Here is a 15,820-nt window from a genome sequence, read left to right as displayed (position 1 = left end):
TTTCTAATCAATCGGTTCCAAATATAATTTCTTCATTTGAGCGATTTCTACTAGTGATACGCCTAAATAATTGGTAGCATAATTGACTATGCCGCCATATTCTTCCTTGATTTTAGTCATAGCTGCGGTTAAATAATCTTTGCGAGTATCGATCAATGCCATTAAATAATCTAAGTAATCCTGATTATCCGTTAACATTTGATATTGTCTCAACTTAATCAAGTTCCGCTCTTCCCTTACAGTTTTAGTTATCAAGTAATCCTTCATGATTTGCTCCTCGTTCACTCCTAAAAGAGCTAAGATAAGCATCGAACCAAAACCAGTCCGATCTTTCCCACCACGGCAATGATGGATGCTTGCAATACTTTTTGGATCAGCTAGCCATTTTACCATCTCGCCAAAAGCTTTCTGACTTTTTTGATCCTCTACAAAACTTTCGTAGCTTCTAATTGAAACAAGACCTGAACCATTCACAACAGAAGCATCAACGTCCCCATTTTCAATATCGTCAATCAACTTTTTATTTTCAGCCTCCAAGTTAATCGCATTACCAGCTAATTCAGCAAAGTGTGATTCTGGGTTGCAATTCAAAAGGTACTCAACAGTAGGAATCTTTTGATTGGGATACACCGTTTTTTCATGATCAGATCTCAAGTCGATAACTGTTTTGATACCGATTCGTTCTAAAATAATGATATCTTCTTCAGTCAACTTAGTTAAGTGGTCGGAACGGTACAATTGCCCCCATTTAACACGCTGTCCTTGATCTATCGTATAGCCACCAAGATCTCGTAAATTGATCGTGCCCGTAAGTGGTAAGATTCGTTCTCCAAATATTGGTGTATGCTGTCCCTTAATTATTGCAAAAAAGTAATAAGGTCCTTGGCTTCGGGGTAATAGCGTGTCAAACGCTTCAGTTTTCCCTTCAATCAACAGTTTGAATGTTGCCCGTTCAACTGGATGATTACTATAAAAGATTTCGATCAATTCTCGTTTGGGATTGGAAAAATGAATATGCACACAATCATCAACACGTTCTAATGAAACACCTTCTATTGTATAGGGCTGTGCAAATTTTTCTGGTATGTCCTTTTTATCTACCATTTTTGCTCCTCCTTTTTCTCTGTTCTTCTAATTTTTATTACTTTAAAATAGCTAATAACAGACGATTCGCCGCAACGCCATCATTTGAAGCAATAATTTCACCAATTTTTTCCATACCAATTTCTTCAATTAATGAAAACAATTTTTCAGTTAGTTCTAAATTAAAACGACACTCTTCAGACGCATCTTCAATAACTGGGAAGGTATCAAAATAAATCGCAGAATCAAACTCATACAGCTTCATATAGTAAAGTAACTCTAAAGTCTTCATTAGACTACTCGTACCAACCATCAACCCATCATCATTCAAGCCATACCCATCATTTAAATGCATCCCATAGAGCTTCCCTTGACTGCCTAAAATACTAGCACCAAATGCTGGATTTTCATGTTTCATCAACATATGACAGTAATCTAGTGTTGCCCCAAAGTTCTCACGATTTACTTCTTTGATCATTGAAAGTGTCGTACCAAAGCTATCAACAAACGCGTAAGCACGAGGTTGAAATGGTTTATATTCCACACTGATTTTTATCTCTGGATCGTGATCTGCAATTTTTATAAAACACTCTCTGATTTGATTCCAGACTTTGACATAATCAATTTGGAAGGAATAATCGAATCCATCAAATCCAAGCCAAATTGTTACAACCTTTCCTCCAATCGCTTTACAATAATCAACCGCCTCAAAACATAATTTTAACGCCTTATCTGATATCGCTTGATCTGCATTGCCCAATTCACCATTCTTGAATTCATCTCTAAATCTTAAAGCAACACCATTCGCGGATAAATCATATTTCTTCAGCAACACGCTCATATCCTCTGGCGAATAATTTCTAACATGCTCAGGATAGTTCAAATCAACATGGGTGATGCCGATTCCTTTCAATGCTTCAAAAACATTTTCTAACTCATTGTTACAGCTTGGAAAAAACGAATTTAATCTAGTTGCATAGTTCATTATTATTTCTCCTCCTTTTTCGTTCATTTTTATATAAAGCAAGTTGTATGCCAAAAAAATCAAAGAGCAATTAGCTTGAAATCCTTTAATCAAAGGATTTCAGAAAAAAGCTAGTGTTAAAAAATTCTTTAACACTAGCTTTTTTCTTAACACAACTAAATTTGTTCTCTCAAAATCAAATAAATCATTTTAATTTCACCATCTGGTAAAGTTAATTTATATTTATTTTCAATTTTGCTAAAAAAATGGAGAGAGATTTCTTTAAAAGCATGATACTCTGACATATTTTCTACTGGCACATCTGACGAATCAATGCCATCCCCTGTCAGAATTCGTTCGATCATTGTTGATAAATGTAAAAATAAATTAATCCGCATAAAATTGTTGATTTCAATTTTATAAAAGCTTTCATAACTTTCAATTACTTCTTCAACTTCATTAATAACCATCGTTGGATTCAAAAAACTTAAACGATCAGTAGCCCCTTCCAATGTAAACAGCTTGATGATTTCGTTGGTGCATTTTTTGATGCTTTCTGTCGTTTTGAAAAATGGAGCAAGGATGCTTAAATTGTCCGCACCATTTATAATACTTTCGATATTAATAACTGGGACAATCGAATCATCAATATTCGAGGTTGAAAGAATCGCAATTGTGTCTTTAAACATTACTTTTTGATCTTTTTTTAAAAGTTCATTTAATTTGGTAAAGTCCATTGATAATAACTCAATTTCCTCACTACGAGTATACTTATCAATAATATCACGAATTTTTAGTGCGATTCCTTCTCCAGAAATACAAGATATCAATAAATTAGTTTGCTGTGATACACCTGCATAATATTGTTTTGAGACCCCGAAATCATCTAATAATAGTTGTTCGAGTTGCCCAATTCTTTGGTTTTGGGAAAGCCTTAATCCAACATCCAGTGCCAGAGCCGTTGATACGTTATTCATAATCAACAAATCTCCTGTAACATTTCCCTGAATTTTTTTGTACATCTGTTCAAGTGATCCCATATCCACGAGTAATACTAAACCATCTGTCGTGTTGTATTGTTTAATAAAGACGTTCACTTCATTGATTATTTCTTTGATTGACATATCGATCGGCATATCAAAACTTTCAAAAACAAAATCTCCAACCAATTGATTCGCAGCGCGTGCTAATGAGAAGGCATTCTTTTTTCCATGCATGATCACTAAAGCATTGATCTTTGATTTTATTGGCAAAACGTTTAATAAGTAAGCCGCTAATAGCGCTATTTCATTCTCATGAATGAGCCCGTCACTCAAAAAAAGCAACGTAAGCAGACCTTTTGCTAACCTAAAATATTTATGGAAATTGTACTGTGCCTCAACGATATCCTTGATCTTAACCCGTTCAATAAAAGGATCATAATGAATAAGTAGGGAAAATAGAATAAGCTTCGTCACCAATTGATCATCGATTTTGATACCATAGCGATTCAGGTAATCTGCTATTTCGGGCTGCTTCCTAAAAAAACGCTCTACATCATTAACAACTAGTAAAAAATCCAAGCTATAATTGTCCATCACCCATTTTAGATGAAGATCATTCACCAACATTTCCGCTACGTTCGCCGCTTCTGTATACTCTATAAAAGCAAATGCTTCTAAAGAACTAGCTTTATCCTGGTGACTAAATGTTCCTGCTGCAGATTCCTTATCTAGTGAAATAACCGGTGGGAAACCAATTTCAAGAATTCCTTTGGCTTGTCCTTTATTGTAGGCTTCAGCACAATCTGCTCGAATTTTATTTCTTATTTCCCCAATATTCCCTTTGAAATCGGCTTCAATCAACGTTGAAATGTAACTTTCTCCAACACTCAAAGAGCAATCCAAATGGATGCTTTCTTGTTTAAAAAAACTAAAAACCAAGTTTTCTTTCTCAGCGAATGTTCGATCTTTAAAATCAGGTAAAAAAACTTCAAAGGGAATTCTTCTTTTAAATGTCACTAATAGTGAAGATTCTGGATCCTCCGTCGTTGCCATGATTAAGCGTACAGTAGACTGTTTCCATTGCCCGTTTACACCTAAAGGACGATATTTCTTTTCATCAATGAGTAAAAACAGCTTTTCTTGATTTTCTGCAGAAAGATTGTGCACTTCATCTAGAAACAAGTAACCACCTTCAGCTTCATGAATCAACCCTTCTTTATCACTCTGTGCACCAGAAAAGGCCCCTTTAACATAACCAAAAAGTAAGGATGAAAGTAACTCTTTATTATTCGCATAATCAGCACAATTAAGAACAACAAAAGGTGCATCTGCCGAAATTTCTTTTTTTTCTTGTGCATAGCGATGGATCAACTTGGCTAAATAGCTTTTTCCTACACCACTGCTTCCGTGAAGTAAGACTGGTAACCCATTCGGCGGATAAGTAACTGATGATTTACATTGATCGATTTGTTTTTTTATGCTCCCATCAAAACCAATAAAATCAATAAAAGCAGATTCAGACGAATGCGGTAAATAAAATTTCACCGGTCTTGTATTTGTTTTGTTAAGTAAATGATCAGAAACTAGCTGATTCAGATAAAGACTTACTATACTCCTTTTCATTCCAGTTAATTGTTCAACCTCTTGTGTCGTCATTTCAGATTTATGTAGCAATGTTTCTTTTATGTTTAAAAAGAAATTATCTATTGAACGCATCTTATTCCCTCCATCATTTTTTCTTCCTTTTCTCCTCTAAATATCTTCATGATAGCAGTAAGCGTTTTCTCATTCAACACCTTTTTTCATTTCCTTTCAATTATATCCATTTTATTCCACAAAATGTAACTATTGTTTTTACTTCTCTGATTTTTAATGTAAAAACCTATTTACAAAAATAAGCCTAAAGAAAACTATCCGAGTTTTTCTTTAGGCTTTACGTTCAAAAATTTCTTTATTCAATCTGTGCTAATACCTGCTTATCATACTGGAAAAATCAAAAACTAATATTCTCCTTTGATCACAAAAAAGGAGCCGCGAATCGTTCCCGCCAGTTTTGATTTTTGACGAGCAAATTTAAATTTCCCTTCAAATTCAGCTGGAATCTCCATCCCATCAGATAATTTAAACCCAACCGCTCGTTTCCCACCTTCTTCAAGAGTATACATCACATTAACAGCCAAACCATTTTCATAAAAAACATAGGCCATCTTAATACCATCTACTTCAAAACTTGAAACTTCTAATGCTTTATAGGGAAACTGCATATCACGTTCGGCCAAGATCTTTTCAATCCACGCTAAGGTTTCAGGATCATCACTAGCTGGCACAGTTACAAATTCATGTTTATATTTATTCCAATAATAACGAGCTTCATTCGCACGTAATCCAGCTAATGCTTCTGCTACTGGAGACGTTTCAAACCCAATTATTGAAACCGTTTTGAAATCAACTTTATAAGACATTTTTGCGCCTCTTTTCTTTTTATATAGGAATATTATAGGCGAATAGGATAGTAGTGACAAATAATAAAGACTAAATGATATTCTTCACAAAATACAAGAATTTACTTTTCAATCGTTAGGGTTAGGGTGTACTATTATATACGTGCAAACACTTTATAAATTTGTGGACTTGCTTAGCGCTGTTGTGCTTTTATTTTACGAGGAGGTTTTTTAAATGAACATTCTATATATTTCAATCTCTGGTAACACACGTTCCTTCGTGAAACGTTTAGCGGCTTATGCTGCTGATACGTTTAATGTACAAATCACTCTTAAAGAAATCCACGAAAACTCTGCTTTTGAAGATGAGCATGCACCTTTTTTTACATTTGTTCCAACATACTTAGATGGTGGGAATGGCGTTGACAATGGCGATACAGAAATATTGACCGAAACAATGCGCGAGTATTTAGACTACCATGGAAATTATCGTTATTGCCTAGGTGTTGTCGGCAGTGGCAACAAAAATTTTAACCATCAATATTGTTTGACCGCCAAACAGTATGCACAAAAATTTAGGATCCCGTTTTTGGCCGACTATGAACTTCGTGGAACGCAGGAAGACTTAGAGCGTGTTTTTGCTATAATGGCTGAAACAATAGCAAATCCACCAACCTCAGTTTAATATGGTTGGTGTTTTTGGTTATTGAAACTTCCCCTGAAACCTAAATAATTTTTCAGTAAAAATAAGCGCACAACCTCATTCTTTCTGTGGCAATTTGATTGTATTGATGCTATAACTCCTCAAATCTCTTGGATTCAGCTTTCGATCATAAAAAAATGAGTAAGACATAACTCTTTGAGTCATATCCCACTCATGTGGAAGCACGAACAATCTCTTCTATCCCATCCTCCAGAGCTAACTACAATAATTCTTTTCTTAACTCTTCATCTGTCCGGTCAGATAAATATTTAGGTGGAATATCTAAAACAGTATATGCCCCAAAATGTTTTTCCTTAGCTAACCGAACACAAGCTCTAGCGTAGGCAACTAACACACTTGCAGTAAATTCTGGGTTACTTTCTAATTGTAAATTATACTCAATTACTTGTTTAGTATGCTCATGTGTTATTCCGGTGTGTAGAACCGTTCCACCATGAGGCATCGCTTGATGATTTTGATCTAATTCTTTCTGAGAGATAAAATGAACCTCTGTCTCATAATCAGCGAAATAATTCGGCATCGAAACAATTTCTTCTCGAATTTTTTCTGGATTTGCATCCTCATCCAACACGACAAAGCATTCTCTAAAATGTTTGTCACGCGTTGTCAACTCAAGCTGTTCTCCTGCTTTAAGTTTTTCAATCACTTCGTTGTTTGGAATCGTATATTGTACTGCATCTGCCACGCCATTGATTCGTCTTAATGCATCCGAATGTCCCTGACTAACGCCTTTTCCCCAAAATGTATACGTCTCACCAACTGGTAAAATACTTTGTGCATACAATCGATTTAAGCTAAACAAACCTGGATCCCATCCCGTTGAGATTATTGAAGTCGTTTGATTTTCTTTTGCTACTTGGTCCACTGTAGCAAAATGCGCTGGAATGTTAGCATGTGTATCAAAACTATCGATAGTATTAAATAGATGCGCCCATTCTGGTGTTTGTGTCGGTAAGTCGGTTGCAGAGCCACCGCACAAAATACAGACATCGATTTCACCTTTTTTGTCTTTGAGCTGATCCATTGTATAAGCTTGAGCTCCTTCTGTTTGAACAGTTTCAGGAGTTCTTCTTGTAAAAATCCCCACTAATTCCATGTCTTTATGTTGTTTTAGCGAACGTTCAACGCCGCGCCCCAGGTTCCCGTACCCGATGATTGCCACTTTTATCATACTTACATTCCTCCACTTCTATAAATCAAATTATAACAAAAGAGAAAGTGGTCTGACAATTGGAAGTTTAAAAATGGCTACATAAAAAGAGTTTTATGGAATAGCAAGCTGGTGTTTTAATTCTGTCATGACTTTTTGTTGCTCTTCATCGGAAATACTTTGATAGGAAATTCCCTCTTCACCAGTATAACCATCCCCAGTAAACCCTTCGCCTTGCATTTGATAACTTTCAATATCTTCTAAGGCTTTCTGATAGTTTTTCATCAACAGCATCATTTGATCAAGAGTCATATCTGTCTGACCATTTTCTCCGATTACATCCAGTAGTTGTTGGTAGCGAAGCACACTTTTGACAGAAGTTAGTTCTTTGGTCAGTTGGATCGTTACTTCCCGCTGCCTTTTTTGTCTGCCGTAATCCCCTAACGGATCTTCATAGCGCATTCGTGCATACTGCAACGTTTCCCAACCACCTAAGTGCTGCTCACCTTTTGGATAATGAATCCCTTCTGCATCAAACTCAAAATCATTATTGACTGTCACACCGCCAACAGCATCGCTCAATGCCGCTAATCCATCCATATTGATCACAAAGTAATGATTAATGGGGATATCTAAATAATGTTCGACCGTCTCGATCATCATCTCATCTCCGCCAAATGAGTGGGCATGATTGATTTTGTCATAGACACCATTTTTGCCGATGATTTCAACATAAGCATCCCTTGGAATACTGGTGATCGTTGTTTTCTTCAGCTGATTGTTAACTGTCACGACCATTATTGTGTTTGCTCGAAAATCTGTTTTACGCTTTGAATCATTAGCAATACCTAAAAGTAAAAAACTAACCGGCTCACTCTTATCCAGCTCTACAGATTTTGATTTTCGATTTAATGGTTGATACATTTTATCTGCTGTTTTTTGAACGTTGTTAAAAACAGTAGCGCCATAAACAGAAGCTCCAGCAACGATCAGTAAAAGTAAGGTTAGAGAACCTAAAATCGTTTTTTGTATAAATCTTTTTTTAGAATCCAATGTTGGGAATGTTCTATTTAAATATACTCTTTGAAGAGCAACATAGGAAAAGTTTACCCATCCGTAGCTCAAAAGAAATCCACCGATCACATCACTCGGATAATGTACTCTTAAATAAATCCGACCCAAACCGATCAAAAGAACGTAAGCAATCAATGTATTTTTTAGTAAACGGTAATGTTTTATTTTTTAGGGTAAATTGTTTTGACGCTCAAAATGATCGAACAAACCAAACACATTGCTAAAAGAGAATGTCCACTCGGAAAACTATAGGACGTTTTTTCAACTAACTGTGCTACATCAGGTCTTGTCCGAGCAACTACATTTTTAAGCAAAAATCCTATTGCACTAACAACTAACACATTACTGCTCATCCAAACAGCTAGCAATTTGTGCTTGTTTCGCCATAAAGCAATCGAAACGATCAAACTGATAATAAACGTTGGAACAATCGTTGCCGTTTTAGCAAACGTCGCCACAATACTGGTGATGAATTCATTAGGTTTCCAATCCACTTGATAGATTGCTGCATCGAATTGACTAAACCATGAAGCATTTTTCATAACTAAAAAAGTTAAAACCGAAAGTAATACAATACTTAAAATAGCTGGAGTAAATTTTTTTTCTTTCAACGTATACATGTAATAAATCCCTTCATTCTCATATTCAATATGATTGTTCACTCATTGTTATTATTCCAAGAGTTCTAACAAAGAAAATAACCGCTAGAAATTGTCCTTCTAACGAAATAGAAGTGAAGCCTCTAGCGGCTATCTCCGTCAAACTACACTCCTAAAACACGAAATCAGGTACTAAGACGTTAAAAATGAAGCAAATAGCGAACCTATTTACCAAAATAAAAAAGCCAAACATTTTTTTCCTAGGACGTTTGACTTTCAATCAATCTCATCGTCTGAGTTTTAGCACTATACAACGTAAAGAAAACTTCTTAGCTATTTTATGAAAAGCCTTAATTCGACAATTCCTGTTTTACACATTGGCGTCTTTCGACGTTTCTGCGCAATAGCTTATGTTTGTATAGGAGCCTCACCTAACAAGGTTATTTATCTATTTATTTTTTCTAAAGAATAACGCTGAAAAGAATTTTTTTCAAGTTATTTTATGCGTCTTTATGTTTTCTTAATTTAAATAAAGCAAATTTTGGCTATTATTTTTTGAATAAAAAAAGAAGCACTCATCATTTTTTTGATAAGTGCCTCTTTTAGAGCCATTTTATTCATCTAACTCTTCAAACTGAGAGTTATAAAGTGACGCATAGTAGCCACCTTCAGCAAGTAGTTCTTCATGTGTTCCTTGTTCTTTGATATCACCATCTTGCATATAAAGAATTTTATCTGCATCTTTGATCGTTGATAAACGATGAGCGATAACAAAAGATGTGCGGCCGGCCATTAAGTTGTTCATGGCACCTTGAATCAAGCCTTCTGTTCTTGTATCAACGGATGACGTTGCTTCATCAAGAATCAAAATCGGTTTGTCCGCTAAAATAGCACGAGCAATCGTTAATAATTGTTTTTGACCTTGAGAAATATTTGATGATTCTTCATTTAATACCATGTTGTAGCCGCCAGGTAATGTTTGGATAAAGTGATGAACATGAGCTGCTTTGGCTGCTTCATACACTTCTTCATCTGTTGCATCTAAACGACCATAACGAAGGTTTTCCATGATAGTTCCTTTAAATAACCAAGTATCTTGTAAAACCATCCCGATATTTTTACGTAAGTCTGCACGATTGAAGTCTTTGATATTATGACCGTCGATTTTGATCGCACCAGAGGTTACATCGTAAAAACGCATCAATAGTTTAACCATAGTCGTTTTACCTGCTCCAGTTGGTCCAACGATTGCTACTGTTTGACCTGGATCGACATGGGAACTGAAATCATTGATAATGATTTTGTCTGGTGTATATCCAAAACGAACATGTTCAAAATCAACCATTCCTTTGGCTTTGTCGATTTTAACTGGGTTTGGTACTGTTTGTGCTTCTTCATCCTCTTCTAGGAATTCGAAGACACGTTCAGCAGCTGCAGCCATTGATTGAAGTAAGTTAGATACTTGCGCCAATTGAGCAATTGGTTGTGTCAAGTTACGAACGTATTGGATGAATGCTTGGATATCTCCGACCGTGATCGTGCCATTATAAGCTAAAATCCCACCAAAGATCGCTACGGCAACATACCCTAGATTTCCAACAAAGTTCATTATCGGTTGCATCAAACCAGAAAGAAATTGTGATTTCCACGCTGATTTGAATAAGACGTCATTTTGCTTTTTAAATTCTGTTAGAGAATTTTCTTCATCATTGAAAAGACGTACGATATTGTATCCGCCGATTGTTTCTTCTACTTTACCATTGATCACGCCAAGATATTCTTGTTGTGTTTTAAAGTATTTTTGAGAATTTTTTACCACAATCAAAATCAAGATCATTGAAATCGGTACGATCAAAATAGCAATTCCTGTCATTTGCACAGAAATCGATAGCATCATGACGATAACCCCAATGATGGTGAATACTGATGTGATCAACTGTGTAATGGATTGATTTAGTGATTGACCTAATGTATCCACATCATTTGTGATACGTGATAACACTTCACCCGTTGTACGGCTTTCAAAATAGTTCATCGGCATGCGATTGATTTTTTCTGAAATTTCTTTACGCATTCGATAGGTGATTTTTTGCGAAATCGTTGACATGATCCAGCCTTGAATGATCCCAAAGGCTGAAGCTACTAAGTAGAGTCCTAACATGAAGAGTAGGATTCCACCGATTTTATTAAAATCGATCCCGCCAGTCCCTTGATATTTTTTAATCAAGCCATTAAACAATTCTGTGATCGCTTGTGACAAGATTTTAGGTCCCCAAATATTGAAGACTGTTGAAGCAATTGCAAAGATCATTACAAAGAAAACAGGTATTTTATACGCACCAATATAGGAGATTAATTTTTTTAGTGTCCCTTTAAAATCTTTGGCTTTTTCCACTGGAGCGCCATTTCCAGGTCCGCGTCCGCCACGAGGGCGATTTTGTGTTTGTTCTGCCATTCTATTCGCTCCTCCCTACTCAGCTTCTTCTATGCCTAATTCAGCATTGCTCAATTGTGATTGGGCAATTTCTTGATAGACAGTGGATGATTTCATTAATTCATCATGTGTTCCATGATCGACTACTCGACCTTCGTTTAATACGATAATATTATCCGCATGAAGGATCGTAGAGATTTTTTGGGCCACGATGATTTGTGTTGCCCCTTTGATGTTTTCAGACAATGCTTTACGTAACGCCACGTCCGTTTTATTATCAAGCGCTGAGAATGAATCATCAAAGATCAAAATTTTAGGATTTTTCGCTAAGGCACGCGCAATAGATAGACGTTGTTTTTGTCCACCAGAGACATTGGTTCCGCCTTGAGAAATTTCTCGGTCATACCCTTTTTCATTTGAATCAATGAATTCTTCTGCTTGAGCAATTTCAGCTGCTTTTCTCATTTGCTCATCTGAAATGTTTGCATCCCCAAATTTGATATTTGAGGCGATATCACCTGAGAATAAGATCCCTTTTTGGGGCACAAATCCAATGATTTCATGTAATTTATGCAAGCTCATTTCACGAATATCGATGCCATCGATCGTGATTCGTCCACCCGTTACATCAAACAAGCGTGGAATCAAGTTGACGATCGTAGATTTACCTGAACCTGTTGACCCAATCAAGGCTGTTGTTTGACCTGGTTTGGCCGTAAAGTTGATGTGATGTAATACATCTTCGTCAGCATCGCCATAACGGAATTCTACTGCTTCAAATTTCACTTCACCTTTAAAGTCATGATCATCTTTAGGATGTTCTGGATCTTTGATTGTTGGTTCTGTTTCAAGTACTTCTTCCACACGACCAGCAGCAACATTGGCACGAGGTAAGATAATTGAAACCATTGATAACATCATGAATGCCATCACGATTTGCATTGTATACGTGATAAATGCCATCATATCCCCAACTTGGAGTTGTCCGTTATTCATATTATGTCCACCGACCCAAACGATCAGAACTGAAATACCATTCATCAATAACATCATGACTGGCATCATGATCGACATCGCACGGTTAACAAATAATTGAGTTTTCATTAAATCAGTGTTGGCACCATCAAAGCGTTTTTCTTCAAATTTTTCACGAGAAAATGCGCGGATAACTGGTAAACCAGTAATAATTTCACGAGAAACTAAGTTTACTCTATCGACTAAGTTTTGTAGTGCCTTAAACTTAGGCATCGTTGTTAATAGTAGACTTCCAACTAAAACTAAAACAGCAGCTACCGCTACACCGACGATCCAACCCATGCCTGTTCCTGTTTGATAGACATTGTAGATCCCGCCAATACCTAAGATCGGTGCATATAACACGATACGCATGATCATTACGATCCCCATTTGCATTTGTTGGATATCATTGGTATTACGTGTGATCAATGATGCTGGAGAGAATTTCTCCATTTCGGTGTTCGAAAATTGCAATGTTCGTTCATATTGACCGACACGTAGGTTTCGACCAACAGATGCTGCTACTAATGAAGCAATCAATCCAACAATAATTGCCGCCACCGCTGAAACAAGTGTTAGAAGAACCATTTTTGTTCCGGTTTTGACCATATAATCTGTTTGGATTTGTTGTGTATTCATGTCTAGTGCTTTGTATTCAGCCAGTGTTAATTGAATCCCCACTGTTTTCATTGAATCCGCGCCTAAATCACCTAAGCCTTTTTTCGTCGCTTTACGAGCAGCTTCAACTTTCGCTGGCATAGCGTCTGTTGTCGTTTTGATTGAATCAGCTAAGGCCTTAGCTTGCTCACCTTTTTCTTGTGCTTGGGCTGCTAACTCTTGTGCTTGCGTGCCTTTTTCCATTGCTGTTGCCGGATCTGTTGCTGAAGCGGCCTCTGCACCTGCTGCTTTAGCTTGCTCACCTAAGGTTGTTGCTTCTTCGCCAAGTTTTTTGGCTTTAGCCGCATCTTCGCCAATTGCTTTATAATCATCGATGATTGCTTTGGCTTCATTTCCGCTTGATGAATCTTTTGATTGAGAAGTCGCCAGCATCATCATTGGCAAATTAAAAATATCAGCCAATTTGGCTTCTGTCATATTGTCTTGAAGATTTAATTGATAGACTTCAACTTCTTTTCCATCGATTTTCTCAGTTGTTAGTTTATAGTTATCTTCAATTGTTTTTTTCTCATCGTCTGTCATGAACATTTCAATTCCCTGAAGAGATGTTTTCCTGATTTTTTCAGGTGTGGAATATTCAAGCCCTCCTTGTTGAATACCGACATCGACAATACCCGATGTTAATTTTGGTAAGCTTAAATCACTATTTGCCTGTACAACTAAAAGCACAAGAACTGCGATGACCGCATACCAGTATTTGCCAAGATATTTGAAAATCTTCACTATTGGTCACCTTCCTCTTTCTGGGAAATTTGTTGGGAGTAGTCTACGAATTTCGCAGTTAGCTCGATGAACTGTTTCGTGTCTGTTTCTCCCATTAGCTTAAAAATTCGAACGATCTTATCGCGCATTTCTTTCTTTTGAAGCTTCGCTGCTTTTTTACCGCAATCTGTTAACGTAACATTGATTCGACGACGATCATCTGGATCCATCTTACGTTCGATTTGACCCTTTTTTTCTAAACTGCCAAGAACGACTGCAATCCGAGCGCTAGATAGATTCAGTGATTCTGCTAGATGCTTGGGACTAGTTGGCTCACCGTATCGCGCAAGAAATTTGATGACGATACTTTCACCTTGATTACTCTTTTCTAGTCGGCTAAAAGCACTATGCCGATTTTGAACCATTAGGCGCATCAGTTCTTGTTCTGCTTCTTCTGCGTATGACATATGACTCCTCCTTTTTTCAAAATAATTACTTCTACCATTAATAGCTAACAGTGTTAGTAACTAATGCTGTTTGATATTAACGCAAATAGCTTTTAATGTCAATGGTATTGGTTTAAAAAAATAAATGAATACGGTTTTATTTAGAAATATTAAAAAAATAGTTGAAATTCGAATTAGTTACTTGTATTTTTGGGAAACAAAAAATCTAGCAACGTTAGTATTCCAAACGTTACTAGATTATTTTTTTGCACCTCTAATCACCAAATCTACACCACAACGGGCTATTTTTGAGAGTGCTTTAACAAATTCACTTAATTGCTTCTGTATGATTTTACGAACTAATGATGATTGGTACCTACTTGGTGCTCTTCAACTTTTTGTGACCAAGTAGGTATTGTGCAACAATGTTTATCTGCAATGAGCCTTTGGCGAGAAAGCATCCACTCATTTCTGAAGAGTTTGCTTCTGATCCCACCGTTTATTTTGGCCCATCCTCACCAGTGCTTCGCTTTTTTTAGAATTTCATTTTTTTATGCTTGAGTGATTGGCAAGATATTTTCAACTTCTGAATGTGGACGAGGAATTACATGGACAGATAATAATTCGCCAACACGTTGAGCCGCCGCTGCTCCTGCATCTGTTGCAGCTTTTACAGCACCAACATCACCGCGTACCATAACAGTCACGATTCCACCGCCAACTAATTCTTTTCCTACTAATGATACATTCGCAGCTTTGACCATCGCATCTGCCGCCTCGATTGAACCAATTAATCCTTTTGTTTCGATCATTCCTAGTGCATCTGATTTCATTATTATTTCCTCCTAAAATTCTATATGTTATTTTTTTTGATCACAATTTCTGTATTGGGTGTTAGCCCAAGTGCATTGGCTTCTTCAGTATCAATATGACACTCTAAGCCAGAGTTTTCTACTGCTCGGATGATGACATTCGATAAGCAGCCGCCGCGTTCGCCTAAAATCTCAATGGTTACAGCTTCTCCATCACGAACATCAAATAAGGCAGCTTCTTCCGGCAACATATGGATATGACGTTTTGCAACGACCACACCTTCACTTATTTCTGCAGATCCTTTTGGACCGATCAAGGTTATACTACCTGATCCAACTAGATCTCCTGATAAGCGTAATGGCGCTTTAACTCCAAGTTTAAATGAATCACTTTGTAAGATTTCAACCTGCGTTTGTTTTCTAGTAGGACCCAAAATACGTACTTTTTCAATTGCTCCTTTTGGCCCACAAATCATCACAGTCTCTTTGCAAGCATATTGTCCAGGCTGAGAAAGATCTTTTAATTTAGTTAATTGATAACCGTAGCCAAATAATTTATCTACCTCATTTTGAGATAAATGGATATGGCGATTGGAAATACCTACTGGAATCCGCCGAACTCCTGTTGTCACTGCTGTTTGTGTTTGGCTTGTCTCAGCCAACTTTTCTAGCAATTTACCCAGCAAGTCTTCATAATTATCCATTTTCATCAC

General features: G+C 36.7%; 11 protein-coding genes, 1 pseudogene and 1 riboswitch. Of the genes and pseudogenes, 1 reads left to right on the top strand and 11 read right to left on the bottom strand.

The window, feature by feature from the left end; genetic code table 11:
• Positions 1-3 precede the first annotated feature (3 nt).
• From V192_RS18960 to V192_RS0101505, 4 genes are all read right to left on the bottom strand, one after another.
• Entirely contained in the window at positions 4-1,104 is a 1,101-nt protein-coding gene (locus V192_RS18960) for a tyrosine-protein phosphatase (protein ID WP_025868633.1), read from the bottom strand.
• A 37-nt stretch (positions 1,105-1,141) separates the two neighbouring features.
• Complete coding sequence (locus tag V192_RS0101520; protein ID WP_025868632.1) at positions 1,142-2,068, bottom strand: sugar phosphate isomerase/epimerase family protein; 927 nt, start codon at positions 2,066-2,068, stop codon at positions 1,142-1,144.
• Positions 2,069-2,223: 155 nt separating this feature from the next.
• Complete coding sequence (locus tag V192_RS0101515; RefSeq protein ID WP_025868631.1) at positions 2,224-4,746, bottom strand: sigma 54-interacting transcriptional regulator; 2,523 nt, start codon at positions 4,744-4,746, stop codon at positions 2,224-2,226.
• A 284-nt stretch (positions 4,747-5,030) separates the two neighbouring features.
• A complete protein-coding gene (locus tag V192_RS0101505) occupies positions 5,031-5,492 on the bottom strand; it encodes a hypothetical protein (protein ID WP_025868630.1) in 462 nt (153 codons plus the stop codon).
• 214 nt (positions 5,493-5,706) lie between these two features.
• On the opposite strand from V192_RS0101505, the gene nrdI reads away from it, so the two are divergent.
• Positions 5,707-6,156 (top strand): class Ib ribonucleoside-diphosphate reductase assembly flavoprotein NrdI, encoded by a 450-nt coding sequence (nrdI, locus tag V192_RS0101500; protein ID WP_025868629.1) that lies wholly within the window; start codon positions 5,707-5,709, stop codon positions 6,154-6,156.
• 238 nt (positions 6,157-6,394) lie between these two features.
• Here nrdI and V192_RS0101495 read toward each other — a convergent pair whose 3' ends face one another.
• The 7 genes and pseudogenes from V192_RS0101495 to V192_RS0101460 all read right to left on the bottom strand — a co-directional run bounded on the left by V192_RS0101495 (position 6,395) and on the right by V192_RS0101460 (position 15,811).
• Positions 6,395-7,366: a diaminopimelate dehydrogenase gene (locus V192_RS0101495; RefSeq protein ID WP_025868628.1), complete on the bottom strand. Its 972-nt coding sequence runs from the start codon at positions 7,364-7,366 to the stop codon at positions 6,395-6,397.
• Between the two features lie 93 nt (positions 7,367-7,459).
• Positions 7,460-9,039 (bottom strand): annotated as a pseudogene (locus V192_RS22800) (phosphatase PAP2/LCP family protein).
• Between the two features lie 257 nt (positions 9,040-9,296).
• A riboswitch (M-box (ykoK) riboswitch) is annotated at positions 9,297-9,464 on the bottom strand.
• A gap of 167 nt (positions 9,465-9,631) precedes the next feature.
• Positions 9,632-11,473, bottom strand: a complete 1,842-nt coding sequence (locus V192_RS0101480; protein WP_025868627.1) for an ABC transporter ATP-binding protein — start codon at positions 11,471-11,473, stop codon at positions 9,632-9,634.
• 15 nt (positions 11,474-11,488) lie between these two features.
• Positions 11,489-13,870 carry an ABC transporter ATP-binding protein gene (locus V192_RS0101475; protein WP_025868626.1) on the bottom strand — a complete coding sequence of 794 codons (2,382 nt, stop codon included), beginning with the start codon at positions 13,868-13,870 and terminating at the stop codon, positions 11,489-11,491.
• Complete coding sequence (locus tag V192_RS0101470; protein WP_025868625.1) at positions 13,870-14,316, bottom strand: MarR family winged helix-turn-helix transcriptional regulator; 447 nt, start codon at positions 14,314-14,316, stop codon at positions 13,870-13,872. Before V192_RS0101470 ends, V192_RS0101475 begins: the two co-directional genes overlap by 1 nt.
• Before the next feature lie 530 nt (positions 14,317-14,846).
• The gene (gene eutM, locus V192_RS0101465; RefSeq protein WP_025868624.1) at positions 14,847-15,128 is read right to left on the bottom strand and encodes an ethanolamine utilization microcompartment protein EutM; all 282 of its coding nucleotides are present in this window, start codon (positions 15,126-15,128) and stop codon (positions 14,847-14,849) included.
• A gap of 20 nt (positions 15,129-15,148) precedes the next feature.
• Positions 15,149-15,811 carry a phosphate propanoyltransferase gene (locus V192_RS0101460; RefSeq protein ID WP_025868623.1) on the bottom strand — a complete coding sequence of 221 codons (663 nt, stop codon included), beginning with the start codon at positions 15,809-15,811 and terminating at the stop codon, positions 15,149-15,151.
• Positions 15,812-15,820: the final 9 nt, after the last annotated feature.

The organism is Enterococcus crotali (assembly GCF_000633635.1).
Taxonomy (GTDB): Bacteria; Bacillota; Bacilli; order Lactobacillales; family Enterococcaceae; genus Enterococcus_L; species Enterococcus_L crotali.
This window is presented reverse-complemented; position numbering and strand designations above follow the sequence as displayed.

Coding starts and splice junctions, on each gene's coding strand:
- V192_RS18960 (WP_025868633.1), bottom strand. CDS start 1,104: ATGGTAGATAAAAAGGACATACCAGAAAAATTTGCACAGCCCTATACA.
- V192_RS0101520 (WP_025868632.1), bottom strand. CDS start 2,068: ATGAACTATGCAACTAGATTAAATTCGTTTTTTCCAAGCTGTAACAAT.
- V192_RS0101515 (WP_025868631.1), bottom strand. CDS start 4,746: ATGCGTTCAATAGATAATTTCTTTTTAAACATAAAAGAAACATTGCTA.
- V192_RS0101505 (WP_025868630.1), bottom strand. CDS start 5,492: ATGTCTTATAAAGTTGATTTCAAAACGGTTTCAATAATTGGGTTTGAA.
- nrdI (WP_025868629.1), top strand. CDS start 5,707: ATGAACATTCTATATATTTCAATCTCTGGTAACACACGTTCCTTCGTG.
- V192_RS0101495 (WP_025868628.1), bottom strand. CDS start 7,366: ATGATAAAAGTGGCAATCATCGGGTACGGGAACCTGGGGCGCGGCGTT.
- V192_RS0101480 (WP_025868627.1), bottom strand. CDS start 11,473: ATGGCAGAACAAACACAAAATCGCCCTCGTGGCGGACGCGGACCTGGA.
- V192_RS0101470 (WP_025868625.1), bottom strand. CDS start 14,316: ATGTCATACGCAGAAGAAGCAGAACAAGAACTGATGCGCCTAATGGTT.
- eutM (WP_025868624.1), bottom strand. CDS start 15,128: ATGAAATCAGATGCACTAGGAATGATCGAAACAAAAGGATTAATTGGT.
- V192_RS0101460 (WP_025868623.1), bottom strand. CDS start 15,811: ATGGATAATTATGAAGACTTGCTGGGTAAATTGCTAGAAAAGTTGGCT.